We start from the raw sequence: 24,751 nt of genomic DNA on the forward strand, positions 1-24,751 counted from the left end.
GAATCATCGGCCTAACCAAAAGACCCGCTTCAAGCGGGTCTTTTGGGTTATGGGGTAGCGAGCAGTTGTCCGTATCGCTCAAGCTTATCTAAACGCAACTTTGCATTGGCGATAAAGGTGGTTTTAGCTTTACCAGTTAGCGATTTGGACTGTGGCAGTTTGACCGTGCGCGCATTTCTATGTACGCCATTGACTAAGAATTCATAGTGAAGGTGAGGGCCTGTCACCCGGCCAGTGCCGCCTAATGTGCCAATGGTTTGGCCTTGTTTGACGCGTTGGCCTGTTTTTACAGTACGCTTGGTTAAGTGTAAGTATTTGGTGATGTAGGTATTGCTGTGTTTAATGAACACATAATTACCATTGAATTGGTTGTAGCTCGATTTTTGCACTATACCGTCACCTGCCGCCCAAATAGGGGTCCCCACGGGAGCGGCATAATCGGTGCCTCGGTGAGCGCGTACTTTTCCAGTGACTGGATGACGACGGCTTGGATTGAAGTTCGAGCTGACACGCCGAAAATCGAGTGGAGAGCGCAGGAACGCTTTCTTCATTGCGCGTCCGTTTTCGTCATAGTAGCTGCCAGTTTTGTCATCCAAAATGGCTTTAAAGGTATCACCTTGGTTGGTAAACGTGGCGGCGATAATTTTGCCGCGATCAACCACTTCGCCTTCAACCACTTTCTCTTGGTAGAGAATTTTAAAAGTGTCTCCGCTGCGAATATCGAGCGAAAAATCGATGTCCCAACCAAAAATTCCGGCTAATTCCATAATCTGATTCGGAGTAAGGCCCGCAGAGGCGGCTGCATTCCAGAAATTAGAAGTAATCATCGCCTCGGCATAATTATATTGATAATTGACCTCTTTTTTATCCAGCGACGAAACATAGCCATCTTCTGATTTCGTGATCAGGAAGGTTTCGAACGGGTTGATTTGACGAGCAATTTGAATCAATTGGTTGTCGCTATCAAACCCTAGTTGGAAGGAGTCACCAGGTCTAACTCGGGTCAGTTGGCGTTCTATCTCTTTGCTAGTCGATGTGAGTTGATAGAGTAAGCGAGAAGAGAGTCCGGCCCGCTGAAACAGCAGCGCCATACTATCGCCAGAACCAATAGTGTGCTTTTCCCAGCGCAAGAACACTAACTGAGGAACCGATTGTTGCTGAATCAGGGCATCGATATCAATCGATAAAGGGTACGCCTTGCCAACTTGATAGAAGCTCTCATGTTGGCGAAGCTCTTGAGGAGCGGGTAATAACAGCGCGATCACCATAAAAGCACTGAAAAAAGCAATAAGAGCTCGATGAATCCAAGGCAGGCGAGCAAAAAGAGACAACATCGTATGTCCGTTCTAAAAAAATCGTTAAAAAAGCATAGCTGTTTAGTCTAACTGGTTTCAAAAAGCATCGCTATTCAAGTAAGATGGCAAAATATCAAATTTTTGCCAAATCTGTGGGAGTGAACAAGAATGGCGAGCATTGAAGCTGCACTAGCCGAGATTAAGCGCGGTGTTGAAGAGCTAATTCCAGAAGACGAACTGATTGCTAAATTAAAAGAAGGTCGTCCTTTACGCATTAAACTAGGTGCCGATCCAACCGCTCCTGATATTCATCTGGGCCATACCGTTATTTTGAACAAGCTACGCGCTTTTCAAGAACTAGGTCATGATGTGACCTTCCTTATCGGTGATTTCACTGGCATGGTTGGTGACCCAACGGGTAAGAACACCACTCGTCCGCCGCTAACTCGTGAAGACGTTTTGCGTAACGCAGAAACGTATAAAGAGCAGGTGTTTAAGATTCTTGATCCCGCAAAGACTAAGATTCAATTTAACTCTGAGTGGCTTTCTGAGCTAGGTGCAGAGGGAATGCTTCGTCTTGCCGCTAACCAAACGGTTGCTCGCATGCTTGAGCGTGACGACTTCAAAAAGCGTTACGCAGGTGGCCAGCCAATTGCTATCCATGAGTTTATGTATCCACTCCTACAAGGCTATGACTCAGTCGCAATGGAAACGGATGTTGAGCTAGGTGGTACTGACCAGAAGTTTAATTTGCTGATGGGACGTGAATTGCAAAAAGCACACGGCCAGAAACCGCAAGTTGTTCTGACGATGCCGCTTCTTGTTGGCCTCGATGGCGAAAAGAAAATGTCGAAGTCTGCTCACAACTACATCGGAATCAGCGAAGCACCAGGTGAAATGTTCGGTAAGATCATGTCAATCTCTGACGATCTAATGTGGAGCTACTATGAGTTACTTTCTTTCCGCCCGTTGGAAGAAATTGCTCAACTGAAAGCGGATGTTGCCGCTGGTAACAACCCACGTGACGTCAAAGTTGCGCTAGCGAAAGAGATCATCGCTCGCTTCCACTCACAGGCCGACGCTGATGCCGCAGAGCAAGAGTTTGTTAACCGTTTTGCGAAGAATCAAATCCCTGAAGAGATGCCAGAGTTTGATTTTGACTCAGGCTTACCAGTGAGTAATCTGCTAAAAGAAGCGGGTCTTTGTGCATCAACATCTGAAGCGATGCGTATGGTAAAACAAGGCGCAGCGAAGATTGATGGTGAAAAAGTCGGCGATTCTAAATTGACGCCTGAAGCGGGCACTTATGTGTTCCAAGTGGGTAAGCGAAAATTTGCTCGCATTACTATCAAATAGTAATGTTAAGTAACTGAAATTAATCTGAATTAAAGCGCTTTTTGGGCGCTTTTTTTATTACTACCGTTGGTAAAACATAGCGTAATGAAAAATCAGGTTTTCTGTACGATTTTGACTGTTTTTTCTTAGCACTTTTGCTATTATCGCCGCGCTGCCAGTTAGGCGGTTTATTCGGAGACTTTTATGAACAATATCGACCATCCTCCTAGTATGAAAGGGGAAAAATAAACCACCTCGGTATTGTCGTCTCACGTCTCTACTTCAGTGGTAGAGTCTTCTCTCTTTAATGTGAATCCTCACGTTTTTCTCCTTTAAATTCTAGAATTCAATTCAGCGTCAACCGTGAAACAGTGTGCCTTTTTTTAATAATGCCTACTGTTGTTAGCTACTGCTGTCGCTGTATTCGATGGTCGTTACCATTTGCCAATCGGGAGATTCGCCATGACGGTAATGAACAATACATACATTGAAAACAATCAACACTTCTCTCAGCAAGAGATCGGTGCAGCTCGTAATGCCTTTTTGCAATATGAGCAAAATCAACAAGTACACCTATTAACCGTTATGCCAGTTGAAGAGGCGGTTGCGATACTCAATCATTGTTCGATTGGCTATGTGCAACAACTTATTTCAGCATTGGAGCATGAGGGACATGACAAGCAGGCGCGCCATTATGCGCACCAGTTAGGCTTTATTCATTCAGAAGTAGAAACATCAAGTAGTTATCTTGAAACGTCGGTACTTGAGCATGTGAAACAGCGTATTGGGTGGATTATCGCGTTGGCCTTATTGGGCATAGTGTCGGGCTTAATCATTGCTCAATATGAAGATATTCTGAGTCAATTGGTCCTGCTGGCGGTTTATATGCCAGTGATTGCGGCGGCCGGGGGAAATACTGGAACTCAGGCGGCCACCTTGGTGATTCGCGCCTTAGCGACCGGTGAACTGCGTAAGCGGCAGTGGTTAGCGGTATTTTGGAAAGAGAGCCGTGTAGCAGTTTGTCTCGCACTTGCGATTGCGCTCGTGATGATTGGGCGAATCTTGCTGTTCAGTGATGCAAACAGTGCTGGTGGCTTTAACTTAGATATCATTGCCTTAGCGATTGCTGTGGCGCTGTTTATCCAAGTGACGATGTCGACGACTTTAGGAGGGCTACTACCGATTTTAGCGCGTGCGTTTAAACTCGACCCGGCGGTATTGGTCAGCCCTGTATTGGCATCAATAGTCGATATCACCGGGATGTGGATCTACTTTAATGTGGTTAACTATTTCTTAGGTATTGCCTGACTAAATTTGATCACATCTTGATAAAACAAGGTTTCAAACTGGGTAATGGGAGCGGTGGTCTTAGGGGCATCGCTGCTTTTTTTGACTGGATGATAATCCGCCACAAACTGGACAAACAAAGTGCTCGGTTGCCCTTGTGGGTTTAAACCAAAACCGGCCATATTATGGCTGCCGTACACAGAGCCGCTTTTAGCGACCAACTGACCTTTAATCGGTGATTTACGCATACTGCGGCGATATTTTAGTGTGCCATTGGTGCCTGAAGTCGGCATCAAGGCGATCAGATCAAGTTCACTGTCGTGTTGCCAGATATAGCGGAGAACGTCGGCCATCTCTTGGCTACTAAAACGGTTATTGCGTGACAGACCACTGCCATCCGCGAGTGGCAGCGAATCGAGGTTGATGCCCGTATGCGAGAAGACAATTTGTTTGATCGCTTTGGTGCCATTAGCAAAGCTACCAGGTTGAATATAAAACGTTGCGCCTAAGGCCTTGGTTAAGTTATCGGCAATGAGATTGTCAGATTGTCTTAACATGGTTTCTAGCAACTTTGGTAGTGGTTCAGATTGATGGTTGGCAAGTGAGCGAGTGGCAAAAGGCGCCGGACCAATCTTTATTTCACCGTGTAAAGTGATGCCGAGCTGAGCAAGAAAAGTGTGCACGATACGCTGGGTGTAAAGCGCGGGGTCTTGAATTGCAAATTTAAGCGGGAGTGGTTTACTTCTGCTTTGTAAACACCCTTGTAATTGATAGTGGTTATCTGGTGATGACAGCAGCTCTAAATCGCACTGGGTGCTCTCTTGCTCTATTTTTGACACCGACTTGGCCGAGGTTGTGACATAAATAGGTTGATGCTCAGGCACGTAGACGCGGGTTTTCCCCTCTTGCTCGGTGTAAATCGATGCCTGGACACAATTACCGTCAAGCGATATCGCTGACGCTGGTGCACTGTAACAGACGCCGAGTATGTCCCAAGGCCAACCAACCGCACGATCATAGCCAGTAAAGGCGCTGTTATCGAGCCATAAATTTCCTTCAATGGCGTCGATACCTTGTTGTTTTAGCTGAGCTAATAAGCGTTGAAGATCATCACTTGATAACGTTGGGTCGCCGGAAAAACGTACCACGATGTCTTGATTTGATTGCTCAAGTCGAGTCTCAAAACGAAACGTGTCGCCTAACTCAAGCTTAGCGGCTAATGCGGTTACTAATTTTAGTGTACTGGCGGGTGGAAAGAGTTGTTGTTGATTGTCGGTTTGTTGATAAACCGTTGACTGCTCTAAGCTTTCTACTCGAGTGGAGACTCGGCTACCTTGCGGTAATAGTTCGACACTGAGGCTCGCCAACGCTTGGGAAGTCAATAGCGTCAAACAAAAAGCGGTTAGCAAAGTATAGCGATAAAACAGCATGGGAAGATTACGGGTCAGTGAAGGTTAACCCCAGTATAGCGATTAAAAAAACCGCCTACTAGAGAGCAGGCGGTTTAGATTGGTGACGTAGAGTCAGCAAATTAGAAGTCGTAACGTAGACCTAGTGCTAGCTCGTCTTCAGCATCGGCTTTAGTAATACCTTTCGCTGCATCTTCATCAAGTAGGTTGAAGTTGTACGAGATGTAAGTACGGAAGTTTGGCTTGAAGTAGTAAGTTGCATCGAATGCTAGGTTGTCAGCATCATCAGACTTAATACCAGCTTCTTTAGACTCAAGGTAGTTGTAAGTCATAGTGAAAGCAGTTTTGTCTAGTTTGTAAGCCGCAGCAAATTCGTAACCAGTTAGATCTGTTTTATCACCAGTTGTTTTTACTTTGTCTTGACCGTCAACAAATGTACCAGCAAAGTAGAAATCACTTACTGCGTATGACACTGCAAGCATGTACTGGTTGCGTTCATTCAATACGTTTTCGATAAATTGGTTACCATCAGCGTAACCTGCACCTAGTTTAACGCCAGAGTCACCGATTGCGTAGATAGCAGATAGAGAGTAGCCGTCCGCATCGTTATTATCGTAGCCGTTAACTTCTTTGTTTTCAGCGTCAGCGAAACGGTAGCTTGCTTTAAGACCTAGGTCAGCAAATTGGCCTTTGTAAGACACCATGTTATCAGTACGGTCTGCTACAGCAATTTTGTATGCTGCTGAGTTGCCGTGGTAAGACATGATATCGGTAAAGTCAGTGATAACACCTAGTGCACCGTCGTTTTTACCGTAAGTTACTTCACCGAAGTTACCGCCGATACCTGCGTAAGCGTAACGGTTAGTTAGGTCACTACCAGATTCGTCTGTGCCTTTACCGTTTTCAGCTGTGTTGAACTCACCTTCGTAGAAACCAACACCGTACAGGCTATCAGTGATTTGAGTCTTACCTAGGAAGTTTAGACGCACACGAGTTTTGTCTTCAGCGTTGCCATCTTTAAGAGATAGACGTGCTTCAGCACGACCACCGATCTCTAGAGAGTTACCGTTTGAGCTGTATACAGAAGTACCTTCGATACCGCCTGCTTGAATACCTTCTGCCGCGTTAGCGCCAGTTGCCACTGCTGCAGCTGCAACTGCTAGAGCAATCAGAGTTTTGTTCATCTTATTAGTCCTAAATTTACTGTCCATAAATAGTTGTTATGCGAGTGACACCCCACGAAGAGGTATCCTCTAACGATTACTCAGGTGAATCAATGCTCATAAGTAAGATTGTAATCATATACATGAGCAGCCAAGAATCATCTCTCGAGCAATTGGTGACCAATGTTGTACCGCTAAAGTTCCGGCCAATGGTAGTAAAACGATATAAATCAGATTATTGAACACTGTTTTGTTTTTCAAAAAAAACATCAAGTTAATGATTTTAAATGTTTTTTGTTATTTAGTGAGTGGTATGTAAATAACGCATGTTTTAGTTTTTTTTTGATGAAAGGATGGTTGTTCTATCGGTGCGGTGAATGTGAATTAGCACGTGCTAATTTAATGAAAGTATTGACTTAACAATTATAAAGCAGAAAACGGGTTGTCATGGATTTAAGGTGATTTCAGTGCTAACTTTGTTTACACTAGAGAAAATTGGTTAGCTTATAACACTACCTAATCCCTGCGGTTGGGTGGTTTTGTTTTGTCCAAAGAAAGCTTTGGAATGAGGTATAAAATGGAAAAAGTCCCTATGACATTGCGTGGCGAACAAAAGCTACGTACCGAACTTGAACGACTATTAAAGCTTCGTCCGCAGATCTCTGAAGCAATCGCTGAAGCCCGTGAGCTCGGTGATTTAAAAGAGAATGCCGAGTATCATGCTGCTCGCGAAGAGCAAGGTATCTGTGAAGCGCAAATTCGTGATATCGAATACAAGCTCTCTGTTGCTCAGGTTATCGATGTTACTAAAATGGATAACACGGGCAAGATCATTTTTGGTTCGACAGTGACCTTGATTGATTGCGATACCGAAGAAGAAAAGACTTACCAAATTGTTGGTGAAGACGAAGCAGATATTAAAGCTGGCCGTATCTCGGTAAGCTCACCGATTGCTCGTGGCCTGATTGGTAAAATGGAAGGTGATGAAGTCGTAATCTCGACGCCAGGTGGCGACCGCGACTTCGAAATCGACCGTGTCGAATATATCTAAGTACTCCCGAGTGCACAGATATTAAAAAAGGTCGCCTTGGCGACCTTTTTTATTGCTCATTGCAGTACAATTACTTGCGTGGCAACTCGATTTTACGCTGGTCTGCTGATTGACGGAACAGTACCAAAGTTTTACCGATTACTTGGACCTTCTCTGCGCGAGTTTCGCGCACGATAGCTTCGATAATCAGGTTTTTGGTGTCGCGATCTTCAGAGGCAACTTTTATTTTGATCAGTTCATGATGATCAAGAGCAATTTCGATTTCCGCTAGAACAGCTTCAGTAAGTCCATTTGCGCCCATAAGCACAACAGGTTTTAGACTGTGCGCTAGGCCTTTTAGATGCTGCTTTTGTTTCGTGCTTAGGTTCATTACGCGGCCAATTTTCTATACTATTAGGGTTGAAAAATACCATTTTAGCGCCATCTAACCCTGAAGACTATAATTTATTGGGTTAGTTGCTCCCTCTCTCTATTAGGAAACGAATGAGTAAACAAAAACACTCAGCCAGCTCAGGCCGTTGGCTGAAAGAACATTTTGATGATAAGTATGCTAATGAAGCTCGTAAAAAAGGCTATCGTTCGCGTGCTTATTTCAAAATCGAAGAGATCCAAAACAAAGATAAACTACTAAAACCTGGTATGACAGTGGTCGATTTAGGTGCTGCGCCAGGTGGTTGGTCTCAATATGCTGCTAAGATAGTAGGGGAACAAGGCCAGATCATCGCCTGTGATTTACTGCCGATGGACCCAATCGCGGGCGTCAGTTTCCTACAAGGTGACTTTCGTGACGAGGCGGTTTTAGAAGCACTGCTTGAACGCATTCAGCCGTCAATGGTTGATGTGGTGATGTCTGACATGGCGCCCAATATTGCGGGTAACAACTCGGTCGATCAACCTCGTGCAATGTATTTGGTTGAATTGGCTCTAGATATGTGTCGACAAGTTCTAGCGCCTAATGGTAGCTTTGTGGTCAAGGTTTTCCAAGGCGAAGGGTTTGATCAATTCGTCAAAGAAGTCCGAAATGAATTTAAAGTCGTAAAAACGAGAAAACCAGACTCCTCGCGAGCTCGCTCAAGAGAGGTCTTTGTTGTAGCCACCGGTTACAAAGGTTAACTATTTAAGCCTTGATAGGTCAGTTAACACTATAGCTACAGGTTATGAACTGTAGTACCCTACCTTTAATTACAATTAGTTATCGAGAGGCTGACACCTTGAGTGACATGGCAAAAAATTTAATTCTGTGGCTTGTTATCGCCGTCGTGTTGATGTCGGTTTTCCAGAGCTTTGGCCCTGGAGAGAGCAATGGCAGAGCGGTGGACTACACCACGTTTGTACAGGAAGTTGGCCAAGGCCAGATTCAGGAAGCAACTTTTAAAGATGGTGAAATTTCCTTCACTCGTCGTGGCGGTGGCGGACGTTTTGTCACTTACATGCCAGTCTATGACCAGAAGCTGCTTGATGACCTCATTAATCAAAATGTGAAAGTACAAGGGACTCCGCCTGAAGAGCAGAGTCTGTTGGGAACTATTTTCATCTCTTGGTTCCCTATGATCTTACTGATTGGCGTATGGATTTTCTTTATGCGTCAAATGCAAGGCGGCGGTGGCAAAGGCGCCATGTCGTTTGGTAAGAGCAAAGCTCGTATGATGAGCGAAGAGCAAATAAAGACGACTTTTGCCGATGTTGCTGGCTGTGACGAAGCGAAAGAAGACGTTAAAGAGTTGGTTGATTACCTACGTGATCCGAGCCGATACCAAAAACTGGGCGGTAAAATTCCGACTGGTGTTTTGATGGTTGGTCCTCCGGGTACGGGTAAAACCTTGCTTGCAAAAGCCATTGCTGGTGAAGCCAAGGTGCCATTCTTTACTATTTCTGGTTCTGACTTCGTTGAAATGTTTGTCGGTGTTGGTGCATCTCGTGTGCGTGACATGTTCGAACAAGCGAAGAAAGCGGCACCTTGTATTATCTTTATCGATGAGATTGATGCCGTCGGTCGTCAGCGTGGTGCCGGTGTTGGTGGTGGTCACGATGAACGTGAACAAACACTAAACCAAATGCTGGTTGAGATGGATGGCTTCGAAGGTAATGAAGGCATTATCGTTATCGCGGCAACTAACCGCCCTGACGTTCTAGACCCAGCGTTATTACGTCCTGGTCGTTTCGACCGTCAAGTTGTGGTTGGATTACCCGATGTTCGTGGTCGTGAGCAGATTTTAAAAGTCCACATGCGCAAAGTGCCTTTGGCTGGTGATGTAGAACCATCATTGATTGCACGTGGTACACCGGGCTTCTCTGGTGCAGATCTTGCGAACTTGGTTAACGAAGCGGCGTTATTTGCTGCTCGCGGTAACAAGCGCAACGTCTCTATGGTCGAGTTTGAACTGGCGAAAGACAAAATCATGATGGGTGCAGAGCGCCGTTCAATGGTGATGTCTGAAGAGACCAAAGCGTCAACGGCTTATCATGAAGCGGGCCACGCAATTGTTGGTCGTTTGGTTCCAGAGCACGATCCTGTGTATAAAGTCTCGATCATCCCACGCGGTCGTGCGTTAGGTGTGACGATGTACTTACCAGAGCAAGACCGTGTCAGTATGTCACGTCAGCATCTTGAGTCGATGATCTCTAGTTTATACGGTGGTCGTCTTGCTGAAGAGTTGATTTACGGTGCCGACAAAGTGTCTACAGGTGCTTCTAACGATATTGAGCGTGCAACTGATATTGCACGTAAGATGGTGACGCAATGGGGCTTCTCTGAAAAGCTCGGTCCACTGCTATACGCTGAAGATGAAGGTGAGGTATTCCTTGGTCGTAGCGTAACGCAAACTAAGCATATGTCAGACGACACGGCTAAACTCATTGATGATGAAGTTCGCAGTATCATCGATCGCAACTATGCGCGTGCAAAGAAAATCCTTGAAGAAAATATGGATATTATGCACTCGATGAAAGATGCGTTGATGAAATATGAAACCATTGATGCCGGTCAGATAGACGACCTGATGGAACGTAAAGAAGAGATTCGTCAGCCTGCTGGTTGGGGTGATAACCCGAGCAATAAGCCAGAGGCAAAAAGCGATGATACATCAGTGCAAGCGAGTCAAGAGCAAGAGCCAGAAGCTTCTCAAGACGACGCCACTGTTGAGCCTTCAGAGAAAAAAGACTCTGAATAATTAAGTCTTATGATTAAACCCCGGGGCGACTCGGGGTTTTTGCGTTTATGATGAAAATTACTGCTAATAATAAAACCCTCGATCTTTCTCAAACCCATGTCATGGGTATTGTTAACGTTACCCCAGACTCTTTCTCAGACGGTGGTCAATATTGCCGTTTAGAAGATGCCCTCACCCAAGCTAAGCACATGATTGACGCTGGCGTCACTATTATCGATATTGGTGGCGAATCAACGCGACCAGGCGCACCCGATGTGGAACTTGAGCAAGAACTAGCGCGGGTGATTCCGGTGATCAAAGCGATTCGAGCTCAGTCTGATGTGTGGATTTCGATTGATACCAGTAAAGCCGAAGTGATGCGTCAAGCGGTTAACGCCGGGGCAGACCTGATTAATGATGTACGCGCACTGCAAGAGCCAGGAGCACTTGAGGTTGCGGCTCAAGCCGGTGTGCCTATTTGTCTGATGCATATGCAAGGGCAGCCAAGAACCATGCAAGCCAGCCCTCATTATGATGATTTACTTGCCGAGGTCGGTGAGTTCTTACAACAACGAATAGAGGCGTGTGAGGCGGTCGGTATTCATCGCCAGCAACTGATCCTAGACCCAGGTTTTGGTTTCGGTAAAACGCTTGAACATAACTATCATATGCTCGCCCACCTTGAGCAGTTTCATCAATTCGGTCTCCCCCTGTTAGCGGGGATGTCACGTAAATCGATGCTGTTTAAGCTGCTCGATAAAAAGCCGGCAGAGTGTGTCGCGGCCAGTGTCAGTTGCGCAACCATCGCCGCGATGAAAGGGGCGCAGATTATTCGCGTTCACGATTTTGAACAAACGCTTGATGCGATAAAAATAGTCTCAATGGTTAACGCTAACCGTTGAGCTGAGAAAAAAGATAAAGGAATCACTATGTCGACGAAAAGACGTTATTTTGGTACAGACGGGGTGCGAGGCAAGGTGGGTCAATACCCAATTACGCCAGACTTTGTATTAAAACTGGGTTGGGCTGCTGGTCGTGTCTTGGCTAAACAAGGCACAAAGAAGGTCATTATCGGTAAAGATACACGTATTTCAGGCTATATGCTTGAATCTGCCTTAGAAGCAGGATTGGCTGCTGCGGGGCTTAAGGCGACATTTACTGGCCCAATGCCGACTCCTGCGGTTGCCTACTTAACGCAGACTTTCCGTGCTGAAGCGGGGATTGTTATCTCTGCGTCACACAACCCATACTATGACAATGGTATTAAGTTCTTTTCGTCAGAAGGTACTAAATTGCCGGATGATATTGAGTTAGCGATTGAAGCTGAGTTAGACAAAGATATTGAGTGCGTTGAATCTGCGCTGCTAGGTAAAGCCAGTCGTCTCAACGACGCTGCTGGTCGTTATATCGAGTTTTGTAAAAGCACGTTCCCATCTGCGTTGAGTTTGGCGGGTATAAAAATCGTGGTTGACTGTGCTCATGGTGCGACGTATCACATTGCGCCAGCGGTGTTTAGCGAGTTAGGTGCAGATGTCATTGCGATGGGTGTTGAGCCGAACGGTATCAATATTAACGCTGAAGTAGGGGCTACTGATGTTCGTGCATTGCAAAAGCGCGTTGTTGAAGAGCAAGCGGCTCTAGGCCTAGCGTTTGATGGTGATGGTGACCGCATCATTATGGTGGATCACTTAGGTAACAAGGTCGATGGCGACCAAATCGCTTACATCATCGCGCGTGACGCACTGCGTCGTGGTGAGTTGAAAGGTGGTGTTGTTGGTACACTGATGACCAACCTTGGCATGGAAAACGGCCTAAAGCAGTTGGGTATTCCATTCGTTCGCGCCGCCGTTGGTGACCGCTATGTGATGGAGCAATTGATCGCCAAGGGCTGGAAGATCGGCGCCGAAAACTCGGGTCATGTGATTTTACTAGACAAAGTCACTACTGGTGACGCGATTGTGGCTGCGCTTCAGGTTCTTGCTTCGGTTATTGATAGCAACATGTCATTGCATGAGCTCTCTCAGGGTATGACGCTTTACCCACAAGTTCTTGAGAATGTTCGTTTCTCCGGTGACTCTAACCCGCTAGAAGCTGACGCAGTCAAAGCCGCTGTGGTTGAAGTAGAAGCACAGCTGGGTGATAAAGGTCGAGTGTTGTTACGTAAATCGGGCACAGAGCCTCTGATTCGCGTGATGGTAGAAGGCGAAGATGCTCAATTGGTACAATCTTCTGCACTCAAGATCGCTGATGCAGTAAAAGCGAGTTTCTAATTGTAGTATCACTTTACCGCCACTTCGGTGGCGGTTTACTGACTAGGCCACGTTTGCCCATCTATCACGATTTTATGCTAGTATTCGGCTCTTCTAAGTAATGGCAAATTGTATGCAAATAGATCAGTTACCCTTGCTACATGAAATGGGCATTGACTACTACCAATTGAACCACCCTGAAAGATTGCAAGGTTACCAGGCTCCATCGATCACGATAGATCCATCTTGTCGATTGTTACTGGTTGCCCCCCAATGTCCCAGTGAGAAAAGTGCACAGCTTTTTGAGAGAGTACTCTCCAGTATCAATTTGACTCTGGCCGATGCGCGCTATCTCGCACCAAATCAACTCAGTCTAGTGACTCAACATAACCTTGAGTGGGTTTGGTTTGCAGGATGCGAAGTTGACGAGTCGATTAGTGCTAAGGCGCTAGTTTCTCCACGCTTAAGTGACATTGATGGCAATAACCAACAGCGCCGAGCGCTGTGGCAACAAATTTGCTCGTATCAATAATTATGACATATTCAATCATCCCTTTAGCGAAGCAACACCTTGATCAAGTTTGGGCTATCGAGCGCGCCGCACATAGCCATCCTTGGTCTGAAAATATGATTCGTGATTTAAACAGCCGTGGTGGCTGTCACCATGTTTTGATCGATAGTAACGATACGGTTGTCGGCTACTACTATGCGCAAAATATTGTCGGTGAAGTCACTTTGCTCAATATTGCGATAGCAACGGACTACCAAGGTCAAGGACTCGGCAAGCAATTACTTAATGGCTTGCTTGAACAGTGTGAGGCGAGCAAAGCCGAAAGTGTTTGGCTTGAGGTTAGGGCAAGCAATGTCAGCGCTTTTCACCTATACCAAACACTCGGGTTCAATGAGGTGGATCGTCGTCGAGACTATTACCCCACCGCAACTGGCAAAGAGGACGCTATCATCATGAGTTATTTGTTGTTTTACTAGTTAGGCTATTTGGGCATTGCTTTAATCACACTTGGGTCTTCCACATCGTAGAAGTTTCTCTCAAAGCGTGAATTCAGCTCACTCGCTGGTAAGGGTTTATCAAACAGATAACCTTGGAACTGCTCACAACCTAGTTGCTTGAGTGCTCGAAGTTCAAACACATCCTCGACTCCTTCGGCGATGACCTCTAAGTTTAAGCGTTGTGCGGTCATAATAATGGTATCGACGATCGCTTGGTCGCTTTCATCCAAATGCAGTTGGGTGACAAAAGATCGATCAATCTTAAGCACATCGACTGAAAGGTGCTTCAAATATCGTAAGGACGAATAACCGGTACCAAAATCGTCAATCGACGTTTTTAAGTTGTGTTGTTTTAACTCGGTCATTTTTTCAATTGCGGCCTCGACATTTTCTAGCAGTAAGTTTTCAGTAATTTCCAATTCGATATGATGACCATCAATGCCAGCTTGAGCCAACGAGTCGACGATATGCTCAACGAAAGAGCTTTTCGAGAACTGCAACGGACTGATATTGATCGCTAATCGGCGAAACGTGTCTGGTAATATCCCCTGTTTGAGCCAGTGAGCGTACTGATAGCAAGCTTGCTCAATAATCCAGTTACCAATTTGCAGAATTTGACCGGTTTCTTCGGCTATCGGCATGAATAGCCCTGGCGGTAGTAGCCCTTTTTCTGGATGGTTCCAGCGGATTAATGCTTCGACCCCAATAATTCGATGTTGTGCATCCACCTGAGGCTGGTAGTAGAGCTCTAATTGACCTTTATTGAGTGCTTCGTGCAGCCCTTTTTCTATCTCAAGGAATGACTCTACCTGAGCTTGCATCTCGGGTTCGTAAAAGGTGTATTTATTACGACCAGCCACTTTGGCGCGGTAGAGCGCAGTATCGGCTTGTCGAAGGAGATCGATATTGGTGCAACTTGTGGTTGGGAATAGGGATATGCCAACGCTGACAGTGCAGTACAGTTGGTGATCGTCAATAGAGTAAGGGTTGGAAATTAACGCCAAGAGTTGCTTGGCTAACTCTTCGGCTTTTTCACTGTCAACGTTGGGCAGCAATAGGGCAAACTCATCGCCACCGATGCGTGCCGCGGTGTAGTCACTTTTTATCCAAGCTTCAATTCGCATCGAAATCGCTTTAATCAGGTTATCGCCAATGGTATGGCCAAGAGAATCATTGATGGTTTTAAAACGGTCAAGGTCGAGGTAAAACAACGCACCGCTAAGTTGGCTGTTGCGGCTATCGTCAATCGCTTTCCCTAGCATTTGTAGCAGTAGACTACGATTGGCTAGCCCCGTTAACGAGTCGTAGTAGGCTAGCTGGTTTAACTTAACTTCAGCGGCCTCACGCTCTTGCCACAGGGTATGGAAGGTCTTAGCTAATTGCCCCAGCTCGTCGTCACGGTATTGAGTAGGCGGTGGAATATCTTTGCTTGCCCCTTGCAGTGAGCGAACCCAGTCAATCAAGGTCACTAGCGGTTTAGAAAGCTTCTGGTAAAAAAACAGCAGCAGAACCGTGGTAAGAATAATATTACGCAGTAAATCAAACAGTAAAATGCGGGTGGTTTTATTAATAAAATTTTGCGCGATATGTGCGCCATTAACGGAAAACGTAAGGCTACCGACGACGACATGTGAATTGGGTTGATGTAATTCAGAGGTGAACGTCGGCGTGGTTGGGGTAAGGTACGAAGAGAGTGCCTCAATAAAACTGTTTTTGGTCGAGATATCACGCTTTTGGGCGGTCAATACATCGCCAAAGTCATCAACAATCTCTACGCTATACACCGCATTGTCCATCATCAGGCTCGACGCCACTTGCTTAGCGAGCAACTGGTTAAGATGGTAGGCCGCTTGACTGGCATTCGAGTAGTTTTGTAACAGCTTAAATTGGTAGTGTTCTTGAATGCGTTTTTGCTCCTGATGGAGATCCACCAAAATGTGATACAAGCTGAAACAGATGCCTAGAATAACCGAAACTAGAAACACCGTTTTTGCTTGGCGAAAAGCTAATGAGTTGACTTTTTTGCTTTGTTTCATAGTTTCAAGCGGCTCCCTCTACTTCTTTAGTTATAGCTCATTTTTATTGATAATTTAAACTATAGAAAAATAGCGCGTGTTTTTAAGTCATTTTGCACAGTGAAGTTGCCCATTAAGCCAATATAAGCGAGAATACCGCGCAAATTCGAATCGAACCGCTAGAGCTAGAATCAAGCGCTCGTCTCCTCTAGCCCAAAGACAGAAGAAGACCTTTTGATGTCCAATACTCCTTTTCTTGACCAAGTCTCTAAACGTAGGACTTTCGCTATTATCTCGCACCCGGATGCGGGTAAAACCACTATTACTGAAAAAGTACTATTGTTCGGACGCGCGATCCAAACGGCCGGTACCGTAAAAGGTCGTGGTTCAGCGCAGCACGCTAAATCTGACTGGATGGAGATGGAAAAAGAGCGTGGCATTTCGGTAACAACCTCGGTAATGCAGTTCCCTTATAACGAGTGTTTGGTCAACTTACTTGATACTCCGGGACACGAGGACTTCTCTGAAGATACTTATCGTACTCTTACAGCAGTAGACTCATGTCTGATGGTGATTGATGCGGCAAAAGGTGTCGAAGATCGTACTCGTAAATTAATGGAAGTTACTCGACTTCGTGATACGCCTATCGTTACCTTTATGAACAAATTGGATCGAGATGTACGTGATCCGATGGAAGTGCTGGATGAAGTTGAAAGCGAGCTCGGCATGGCTTGTGCGCCAATTTCATGGCCGATTGGTTGTGGTAAAGAATTTAAAGGGGTTTACCATATCCACCGCGATGAGACTATCTTGTATGAGTCTGGTCATGGTCACGAAATCCAAGACGTTCGCATTATTAAAGGGTTAGACAACCCTGAACTTGATGTCGCTGTTGGTGCTGATTTGGCCGAAAGTGTCCGTGAAGAGTTAGAACTGGTGATGGGGGCATGCCCTGAGTTTGATTTAGAGCTGTTCTTAGCCGGTGAATTAACGCCAGTTTATTTTGGTACGGCATTAGGTAACTTTGGTGTTGACCATATGCTTGATGGCCTGACCAAGTGGGCACCAGCGCCTCAAACTCGTCAAGCGAATGAGCGTCCGGTCGAAGCAACAGAAGAGAAGTTCTCTGGCTTTGTCTTCAAGATTCAAGCCAACATGGATCCAAAACACCGTGACCGTATTGCCTTTATGCGAATCGTATCAGGTACATACACTCAAGGTATGAAGATGAACCATGTTCGTCTCGGCAAAACCGTCAGTATCTCTGATGCGGTGACCTTTATGGCAGGTGATCGTTCTCGCGCTGAAAAAGCTTACGCGGGCGATATTATTGGTCTGCACAACCATGGAACCATTCAAATTGGCGATACCTTTACTCAAGGTGAAGAGCTTAAGTTTGCCGGTATCCCCAATTTTGCGCCAGAGCTGTTCCGTCGCATTCGTTTAAAAGATCCACTGAAGCAGAAGCAGCTGCTTAAAGGGTTGGTGCAGTTGTCAGAAGAGGGCGCCGTGCAGGTATTTCGTCCTCTGCAAAACAACGATCTGATTGTGGGCGCGGTAGGTGTACTTCAGTTTGATGTGGTTGTGGCTCGTTTGAAAGCGGAATACAACGTAGAAGCGATCTACGAAGGGGTTAACGTTGCTACAGCACGTTGGGTTGATTGTGAAGATGGTAAGAAGTTTGATGAGTTCCAACGCAAGAACCAAGCTAACCTTGCCCTTGATGGTGGTGATAATCTCACCTACATTGCGCCAACCATGGTCAACTTGAACTTAGCCAAAGAGCGTTTTCCAGAAGTGGAGTTCCGTGCGACTCGCGAACACTAATCTTCTTCAGCTTTGAAGATAAACAATGTAAATACCGTCTTTGTTAAGGCGGTATTTTTTTGTTTGGAGATGAGAACGGGCTTCGCTCAATCAGCGGTCATGCTGATAAATGAGCCGAAAGTTGTGGGCTGTTGTGGCTCTCGTTGTACTCTAATGATGATTAAAAGAAAAGGGTTGGAACAATGTACCAACCCTAGAAACTTTCTCGCTATTTTTTCTTTTTCGCGCTTTTCTTTTTACTTTTAGCGGGCGTCTTTTTGCTGTCTTCTTTTTTCTTGTTCTTCTTCTTAAACACTGGCTTCTTGTGTTTAGGACGCATCTCTTTGATAAAGCGCTCTTTGATCTCTTCTTTAGTGTAACGTATCACGCGGTCAATCATTGGTTGATCGTGCGCTTCGACAAGTGAGACTGCACAGCCTTTTTTACCTGCGCGAGCGGTACGACCGATACGGTGCAAGTAGACATCGGCACTGCGCGGCATATCATAGTTAATCACATGGCTCACGTCAGGGAGGTCGATACCACGCGCCGCAACATCTGTGGCGAGTAACACATTGACACTGCCGTCACGGAAGCGGCTGATAGCGTTATTACGTCGATCTTGTGGCATTTCACCTTGGATCCACGCACAAGCTATATTCGCTTTTTCCAATTCGATACGCAGTTCAGCCAAACGCTCTCGCGTTTTCAAAAACACAATTGAGCGCTCTGCTTGCTCTGTCAGAATCTTTTTTAACAGCTCAAGTTTGTGCGTCATATCATCGGCACGGTGGTACCACTGTGCAATTTTTTTGCGTTCACGGCGTGATGGTTCTGCATCAAGTTCAGCCGGGTTCTTGAGTAGGTCTGCAGTAAAGCCCTCGACACCTTTGCCCTCTAAGGTGGCAGAAAATAGCAGAGTCTGTTTACGCCAGCGACATTCGTGCGATAGTTTATCGACGATTGGACCAAAGCCCATGTCAAGCATGCGATCGGCTTCATCAAGGATCAGCCACTCAATTGCTCGACAATCAAAGCGCTCTGAATTGATATATTCCATCAAGCGCCCTGGCGTTGCCACGACAATATCCTGCGTAGTCGCAAGAATGTTGGCATGTTCTTGATACTGAACGCCGCCGGTGATGGTAAAGATGTTGAGGGTCGTATGTTTTGCCAACTCACGTGCTTGATCGGCAACTTGCATCGCCAATTCACGAGTAGGTGTCAGAACCAGTACACGAGCAGGCCCAGGCTTACGGCGCGGGAAATCTTGTAAAAACTGCAGAGCAGGCAGAATAAATGCCGCTGTTTTACCGGTTCCTGTTGGCGCTGAAGCTAAGATATCTCGACCATCTAGCGCTTGTGGAATCGCTTCCGCCTGAATTTGTGTTGGGCGGTCATAACCCATTTCTTCTATCGCGAGAAGTAGGTTAGGGTCTAACTCTAATTCGGCAAAATTTTTGATCACTATGATGTCTCCACAAGCCTGTTGGGATGAGCAATAAAACAAGGGGCGTATTATAGAGTGATCGGTGACAAGGATCACACCTTATTTTCTACATATTAAGATAAAACGCTTTGGTCAATTGAATAAAGTCTGCGCTGTACCCGTCATTATCGGAAATGAGCAATGATTGATACTCGGGTGTACTTGCTTGCTTACTTAATTCTATCAGTAAGCGATGAACAGGTTTATGTTGATTTGGTTGCACGTCGCAGCGACGTTTTAGCTGCCAACCACACGTTAATGCCGCTTGAATAAATTGCTCTCCTTCCGTGATCGGCAGAATAAAGTGAGCACTGCCATCGGCGGCGAGTAACTGCCAGCATTTATCCAGTAGCGCTTGATGGTCAAGCGTAACAGTATGTCTTGCGGTTGCACGCGAGTGGTCTTGCGCCTTTGCGCCGTTGTTAAAATAAGGTGGGTTACAAATAATCGCACTAAAAAGTTTATCGCATGGAAAATTGAGGACATCACCTTGATGTAGCTTTAAACGTTTAGCCCATGCTGACTGAGAAAAGTTAATCTGAGCGGCGTCAAGGGCGTGCGGATCGATATCAATCGCTTCAATTGACCATTGTGGATAGCGCTGGGCACACATTAAGCTCAGTAAGCCAGTGCCAGTGCCGATATCGAGTAGATTGCCCTCCTGAGTAAGGTTGACCCAAGAACCAAGCAAGACGCCATCAGTGCTCACCGGCATGCCAGAATATCCGCCATCGATTCTAAATTGTTTGAACTCAAAGCTTTTGGTTTTTTTCATTTCTACATACGTTCGTCGGCTAATAATGGGATATTGAGTTATTTGATCTGTTGTTAATTGTTTGTGTGGTGATTTGTACTGCCTGTTGGCTGTTTGTAATCAAAATTGATTAGTTTATTGGTCTGGTTATTTTAAAAAAGCTAGATAAATACACTGCTTTTTTGACTTATTTATAAATTTATATGGCGTTTTTCGCCTTTGGGTTGCGACTTGGTGAGGATTTCGTCATCATGCGCGCCTATTTTTTAAGAGTGTGCGCTATGTCTCAACACTCATGCAACACAACATCAATTAAATTATAAATAAAAGGGTCGACAGTGAATCAGACTTTAAAACTAACAGATATTATTGCGGTAGGCTTTATGCTTTTCGCGTTCTTTTTAGGTGCAGGTAATATTATATTTCCACCACTTGCAGGACAACTCGCAGGGGATAATTTACTCGCTGCGATGAGCGGCTTTTTAGTGACAGCGGTAGGCCTACCACTTGTCACTATTATTGCCATTGCCGTTGCGGGTGGTTCATGGGAGCATTTGACCAAAGATCTACCAAAACGCGGTGCAACCATCATGGCTGTGTTGATCTTCATTATCATTGGTCCAGCGTTTGCTGCGCCACGTACTGGCTTGGTCGCTTATGAAATGGCGGTTAAACCTTTCTTCATTGATGCTGCGCAGTCTCACTTAACGATTTTTTCGATGCTCTTTTTTGCTGTCGCGATGTTTTTTGCTTGGTCACAAGGCAAATTAATTGATGTGATTGGTAAAGTGTTAACGCCTGTCCTGTTTCTTGGCTTGATCGTTTTAGCGGTTGCGGTGTTTGTTGATCCACAAGGTGAAATGATTGCTGCACAAGGTGAATATCTAACGCATCCATTGCAAAAAGGTTTCCTTGAAGGTTACAACACCATGGATACCTTTGGTTCACTAATGTTTGGTGTATTGATTGTTGATGCGCTGCGTCAAAAAGGCATTACTGATCAAAAAGCGACCTCAAAATACTTGATTAGCGCTGCGTGTATTGCAGCGACTGGCCTTGCGTTTGTATATATTTCACTGTTCTACTTAGGTGCGACGAGCGCTGCTGTTGCTGCAGGTGCGGACAATGGTGGTGTGGTGCTGAGCCTTTACGTGCAATCACTGTTTGGTCCATACGGCCAAATCGTATTGTCAATCATTGTGCTATTGGCCTGTTTAACAACGGCGATTGGCCTGATCTCAGCATGTTCTGATTACTTCAGTTCACTGACGCCAATCTCGTATAAGAGTTGGGTGATCATTAACGGTGTTGCGTGCGCGGTGGTTGCGAACGTTGGTCTTTCTCAATTGATCTCGCTCTCTGTGCCCGTGTTATTTGCGCTTTATCCTGTGGCAATTGCTTTGGTTGCTTTGACGTTCTTACGTCCAAAAATGCCAAATCCACAAGCAGCTTATCGCGTGGTTCTTTTGGTTTCTTTATTATTTGCGCTGATTGATGCCGCCAAGGTTGCGGGTGTTGATGTGTCGGCACTTTCGATGTTGCCACTATTTGATATCGGTATGGGTTGGTTACTGCCAACGACGGTTGCCATTGTTGCAATGTTCTTCGTTGGTAAAGTGGAGCAACCAGAACTGGCTCAGGACAACGCATAATTCGTCTTGTAGCGTCTTGTAGCAATGCTGAAAAATCCCCTCTCACGTCAGGCGTGGCAGGGGATTTTTTGTCGCTATGGATTTTCATTGACGTTTAAAAAATTCCTGTATCTTCATCACACTTTTCAGTACAATTCTCCGGTTAAATTCTACTCATAAATGTTGAGCAAACATGTTTGAAATCAATCCTATTAAAAACCGCCTGAAGGACGTGTCTGAGCGCACTAATGTCCTGAGGGGGTACCTTTGACTATGACGCCAAGAAAGAGCGTTTAGAAGAAGTCAACGCAGAACTAGAGCAACCCGATGTATGGAACGAACCTGAGCGCGCGCAAGCGTTAGGTAAAGAACGTTCTTCACTTGAAGCGGTTGTTGAAACCATTGATCAGCTCGAGCAAGGTGTTGAAGACGTTGAAGGTCTACTCGAACTTGCTGTTGAAGAAGAAGATCAAGAGACGTTTGATGAAGTTGAACCTGAGCTTGCTGAACTTGAAGCTAAGCTCGAAAAGCTGGAATTTCGCCGTATGTTCTCTGGTGACCATGACTCATCGGATTGTTATATCGATCTACAGTCAGGTTCTGGTGGTACAGAGGCGCAAGACTGGACTTCAATGCTACTGCGGATGTATTTACGCTGGGCTGAAGCGAAAGGCTTCAAAACTGAAGTGATTGAAGTTTCTGAAGGCGAAGTCGCGGGCCTAAAAGGTGCCACGGTGAAGGTCTCTGGTGAGTATGCTTACGGCTGGCTACGTACTGAAACTGGCGTACATCGTTTGGTTCGTAAGTCTCCGTTTGATTCAAGTGGTCGTCGTCATACTTCGTTTGCTTCTGCGTTTATTTATCCAGAGATTGATGACAACATCAACATCGACATTAATCCGTCTGATTTACGTATTGACGTATACCGTGCTTCGGGCGCTGGTGGTCAGCACGTCAACACGACTGAGTCTGCTGTGCGTATTACTCACGTACCGACCAATACCGTGGTGCAATGTCAGAACGATCGCTCTCAGCATAAAAACAAAGATCAGGCAATGAAACAGCTTCGTGCGAAACTGTTTGAACTTGAGATTCAAAAACAGAATGCCGAGAAGCAAGCCAATGAAGATGCGAAGTCTGATATAGGCTGGGGAAGCCAGATCCGTTCTTACGTTCTGGATGACTCACGCATCAAAGACTTACGTACCGGCGTTGAAAACCGTAATACTCAAGCGGTTCTTGACGGCGACTTAGACAAATTTATCGAAGCTAGCCTGAAATCAGGTCTTTAAGCTTTTCACCGACACTCAAGCGAAACAGGATACATCGAAAATGACTGATGCTGTTCAAAACGACACCGAACAAGAAGCCCAATCACCTGAAGAGAATAAGCTGATTGCTGAACGCCGCGCGAAACTGGACGAGATTCGCAAGGGCTGTAAAGCCAACGGCCACCCAAACGACTTCCGTCGTGACGCATTGGCGGGCGACCTGCAAAAAGAGTTCGGTGACAAGAGTAAGGAAGAGCTAGAAGCGCTTAACCACGTGGTGGCGATTGCTGGTCGTATCATGGCAAAGCGTGGTCCATTCCTCGTGATTCAAGAGACGTCTGGTCGTATTCAAGCATACGCTGCAAAAGACGTTCAGAAAGCACTTAAAGAGCAGTATCAAGGTCTTGATATCGGTGACATCATCGGTGTTAAAGGTGCGCTGCATAAATCAGGTAAAGGCGATCTTTACGTTAACATGGAAGAGTATGAGCTGCTGACCAAAGCGCTGCGTCCTCTGCCAGAGAAGTTCCATGGTCTGACTGACCAAGAGATGCGTTATCGCCAGCGTTACGTTGATCTGATTGTCAACGAAGACTCACGTCACGCGTTTATCATTCGCTCTAAATTGGTTTCAGCGATTCGTAACTTCATGAGCTCAAAAGGCTACCTAGAAGTTGAAACGCCAATGATGCACGTGATTCCTGGTGGTGCAACTGCGCGTCCATTTGTCACTCACCACAACGCGCTCGATATCGATATGTTCTTGCGTGTTGCGCCTGAACTTTATCTCAAGCGTTTGGTGGTTGGTGGTTTTGACCGTGTATTCGAAATCAACCGTAACTTCCGTAACGAAGGGCTTTCTCCGCGTCACAATCCTGAATTCACTATGATGGAATTCTACCAAGCTTATGCTGACTACAAAGATCTGATGGATCTGACAGAAGAGATGCTAAGTACCGTGGCGATGGAAGTGCTAGGTTCAACATCTATGCCTTACGGTGAAGAGACGGTTGAGTTTGGCGGTACTTACGCGCGTATGAGCATGTTTGAAGCGATCAAACACTACAACCCTGATCATGCAGAAATCCAAGCGTTAACGGAAGCGGACTTACAAGACCGTGAGAAGATGGTTGCGATTGCGAAATCAGTACATGTTGACGTAGAACCATTCTGGACATGCGGCCAATTGCTCGAAGAGATCTTTGGTGAAACCGCTGAGCCTCAGCTTATGCAGCCAACCTTCATTACTGGCTACCCAGCGGACATTTCGCCGCTGGCACGTCGTAGCGATGATAATCCATTCTTTACCGACCGTTTTGAGTTCTTTATCGGTGGTCGTGAAGTGGCGAATGGCTTCTCTGAGCTTAATGATGCCGAAGATCAAGACGCGCGCTTTAAAGCGCAAGTTGACGCAAAAGATGCTGGTGACGACGAAGCAATGTACTACGATGCCGACTACATCACCGCTCTTGAGCATGGTTTGCCGCCAACAGCTGGTCAGGGCATTGGTATTGACCGCCTCGCGATGTTGTTTACTAATACGCATACTATTCGTGACGTGATCCTATTCCCAGCGATGCGTCCACAAGCTTAAGTCTTAAGTGAAATCACTATAATAAAAGCCATCTTCGGATGGCTTTTTTCGTTTCTGCTATTAAGCGATAGAGCGGCAATCTGACCGATTTGTGAAATCCTATCCAACAACCTTTATCGAACTCTGTTTGGTATGTGTTTTAAAGTGCGATATTAGCCGCAAAAAATGTTGTCGTGTTTTTCTCTATGTATGGAAAAAAGGCAATTTCGTCACTAGTCTTATTATTGAGACAGACTCTTGAGTCC

At 45.7% G+C, this 24,751-nt stretch carries 20 protein-coding genes; 13 read left to right on the forward strand and 7 right to left on the reverse strand.

Going from position 1 to position 24,751, the window contains the following annotated elements; all coding sequences use genetic code 11:
- Positions 1–47: 47 nt before the first annotated feature.
- Complete coding sequence (gene shyC, locus BS19_RS05590; RefSeq protein ID WP_038173887.1) at positions 48–1,334, reverse strand: peptidoglycan DD-endopeptidase ShyC; 1,287 nt, start codon at positions 1,332–1,334, stop codon at positions 48–50.
- Positions 1,335–1,463: 129 nt separating this feature from the next.
- On the opposite strand from shyC, the gene tyrS reads away from it, so the two are divergent.
- Positions 1,464–2,651, forward strand: a complete 1,188-nt coding sequence (gene tyrS / locus BS19_RS05595) for a tyrosine--tRNA ligase (RefSeq protein WP_038173888.1) — start codon at positions 1,464–1,466, stop codon at positions 2,649–2,651.
- Between the two features lie 441 nt (positions 2,652–3,092).
- A complete protein-coding gene (locus BS19_RS05600) occupies positions 3,093–3,938 on the forward strand; it encodes a magnesium transporter (RefSeq protein ID WP_038173890.1) in 846 nt (281 codons plus the stop codon).
- On the opposite strand, the gene dacB is transcribed toward BS19_RS05600, so the two are convergent.
- Positions 3,917–5,347: a serine-type D-Ala-D-Ala carboxypeptidase gene (gene dacB / locus BS19_RS05605; protein ID WP_038173891.1), complete on the reverse strand. Its 1,431-nt coding sequence runs from the start codon at positions 5,345–5,347 to the stop codon at positions 3,917–3,919. The genes BS19_RS05600 and dacB overlap by 22 nt on opposite strands.
- Before the next feature lie 101 nt (positions 5,348–5,448).
- The gene (locus tag BS19_RS05610; RefSeq protein WP_038173892.1) at positions 5,449–6,510 is read right to left on the reverse strand and encodes a porin; all 1,062 of its coding nucleotides are present in this window, start codon (positions 6,508–6,510) and stop codon (positions 5,449–5,451) included.
- Positions 6,511–7,066: 556 nt separating this feature from the next.
- Between BS19_RS05610 and greA the strand changes: the two genes are divergently transcribed.
- Complete coding sequence (gene greA, locus BS19_RS05615; protein WP_038173893.1) at positions 7,067–7,540, forward strand: transcription elongation factor GreA; 474 nt, start codon at positions 7,067–7,069, stop codon at positions 7,538–7,540.
- A gap of 70 nt (positions 7,541–7,610) precedes the next feature.
- Here the strand turns inward: greA and yhbY are convergent, their stop codons facing one another.
- On the reverse strand, positions 7,611–7,910 hold the full coding sequence (gene yhbY / locus BS19_RS05620; protein WP_038173894.1) for a ribosome assembly RNA-binding protein YhbY: 300 nt from the start codon (positions 7,908–7,910) through the stop codon (positions 7,611–7,613).
- Between the two features lie 113 nt (positions 7,911–8,023).
- Between yhbY and rlmE the strand changes: the two genes are divergently transcribed.
- From rlmE to rimI, 6 genes are all read left to right on the forward strand, one after another.
- The gene (gene rlmE / locus BS19_RS05625; RefSeq protein WP_038173895.1) at positions 8,024–8,653 is read left to right on the forward strand and encodes a 23S rRNA (uridine(2552)-2'-O)-methyltransferase RlmE; all 630 of its coding nucleotides are present in this window, start codon (positions 8,024–8,026) and stop codon (positions 8,651–8,653) included.
- Positions 8,654–8,760: 107 nt separating this feature from the next.
- The gene (gene ftsH, locus BS19_RS05630) at positions 8,761–10,710 is read left to right on the forward strand and encodes an ATP-dependent zinc metalloprotease FtsH (RefSeq protein ID WP_038173896.1); all 1,950 of its coding nucleotides are present in this window, start codon (positions 8,761–8,763) and stop codon (positions 10,708–10,710) included.
- Positions 10,711–10,760: 50 nt separating this feature from the next.
- Entirely contained in the window at positions 10,761–11,591 is an 831-nt protein-coding gene (gene folP, locus BS19_RS05635; RefSeq protein ID WP_038173897.1) for a dihydropteroate synthase, read from the forward strand.
- A gap of 27 nt (positions 11,592–11,618) precedes the next feature.
- Positions 11,619–12,959: a phosphoglucosamine mutase gene (gene glmM, locus BS19_RS05640; protein WP_038173898.1), complete on the forward strand. Its 1,341-nt coding sequence runs from the start codon at positions 11,619–11,621 to the stop codon at positions 12,957–12,959.
- Positions 12,960–13,071: 112 nt separating this feature from the next.
- Positions 13,072–13,470, forward strand: coding sequence for a DNA polymerase III subunit psi (locus BS19_RS05645; RefSeq protein ID WP_038173899.1), 399 nt, complete (start codon positions 13,072–13,074; stop codon positions 13,468–13,470).
- A 2-nt stretch (positions 13,471–13,472) separates the two neighbouring features.
- Positions 13,473–13,925: a ribosomal protein S18-alanine N-acetyltransferase gene (rimI, locus tag BS19_RS05650; protein WP_038173902.1), complete on the forward strand. Its 453-nt coding sequence runs from the start codon at positions 13,473–13,475 to the stop codon at positions 13,923–13,925.
- A gap of 5 nt (positions 13,926–13,930) precedes the next feature.
- Here the strand turns inward: rimI and BS19_RS05655 are convergent, their stop codons facing one another.
- A complete protein-coding gene (locus BS19_RS05655) occupies positions 13,931–15,982 on the reverse strand; it encodes a putative bifunctional diguanylate cyclase/phosphodiesterase (protein ID WP_038173903.1) in 2,052 nt (683 codons plus the stop codon).
- Between the two features lie 216 nt (positions 15,983–16,198).
- Here BS19_RS05655 and prfC point away from each other — a divergent pair, with 216 nt between their 5' ends.
- Positions 16,199–17,788 carry a peptide chain release factor 3 gene (gene prfC / locus BS19_RS05660; protein ID WP_038173904.1) on the forward strand — a complete coding sequence of 530 codons (1,590 nt, stop codon included), beginning with the start codon at positions 16,199–16,201 and terminating at the stop codon, positions 17,786–17,788.
- Between the two features lie 208 nt (positions 17,789–17,996).
- Here prfC and srmB read toward each other — a convergent pair whose 3' ends face one another.
- Both srmB and BS19_RS05670 read right to left on the reverse strand, forming a co-directional pair.
- Positions 17,997–19,235, reverse strand: coding sequence for an ATP-dependent RNA helicase SrmB (gene srmB / locus BS19_RS05665; protein WP_038173906.1), 1,239 nt, complete (start codon positions 19,233–19,235; stop codon positions 17,997–17,999).
- A gap of 88 nt (positions 19,236–19,323) precedes the next feature.
- Positions 19,324–20,031, reverse strand: a complete 708-nt coding sequence (locus BS19_RS05670) for a tRNA1(Val) (adenine(37)-N6)-methyltransferase (protein ID WP_038173907.1) — start codon at positions 20,029–20,031, stop codon at positions 19,324–19,326.
- Positions 20,032–20,348: 317 nt separating this feature from the next.
- On the opposite strand from BS19_RS05670, the gene brnQ reads away from it, so the two are divergent.
- From brnQ to lysS, 3 genes are all read left to right on the forward strand, one after another.
- Positions 20,349–21,662, forward strand: coding sequence for a branched-chain amino acid transport system II carrier protein (gene brnQ, locus BS19_RS05675; RefSeq protein WP_038173908.1), 1,314 nt, complete (start codon positions 20,349–20,351; stop codon positions 21,660–21,662).
- A gap of 172 nt (positions 21,663–21,834) precedes the next feature.
- Positions 21,835–22,933, forward strand: a protein-coding gene (gene prfB / locus BS19_RS05680) for a peptide chain release factor 2 (RefSeq protein ID WP_157631141.1) whose coding sequence is annotated in 2 segments (ribosomal slippage) — positions 21,835–21,909 and positions 21,911–22,933 — 1,098 coding nt in all. Because the reading frame shifts where the segments join, the coding sequence is not laid out codon by codon here.
- A gap of 40 nt (positions 22,934–22,973) precedes the next feature.
- Positions 22,974–24,506, forward strand: a complete 1,533-nt coding sequence (gene lysS, locus BS19_RS05685; RefSeq protein WP_038173910.1) for a lysine--tRNA ligase — start codon at positions 22,974–22,976, stop codon at positions 24,504–24,506.
- The last annotated feature ends 245 nt before the right edge of the window (positions 24,507–24,751 follow it).

This window comes from Vibrio pacinii DSM 19139 (assembly GCF_000711795.1).
In the GTDB taxonomy this organism is placed as follows: Bacteria; Pseudomonadota; Gammaproteobacteria; order Enterobacterales; family Vibrionaceae; genus Vibrio; species Vibrio pacinii.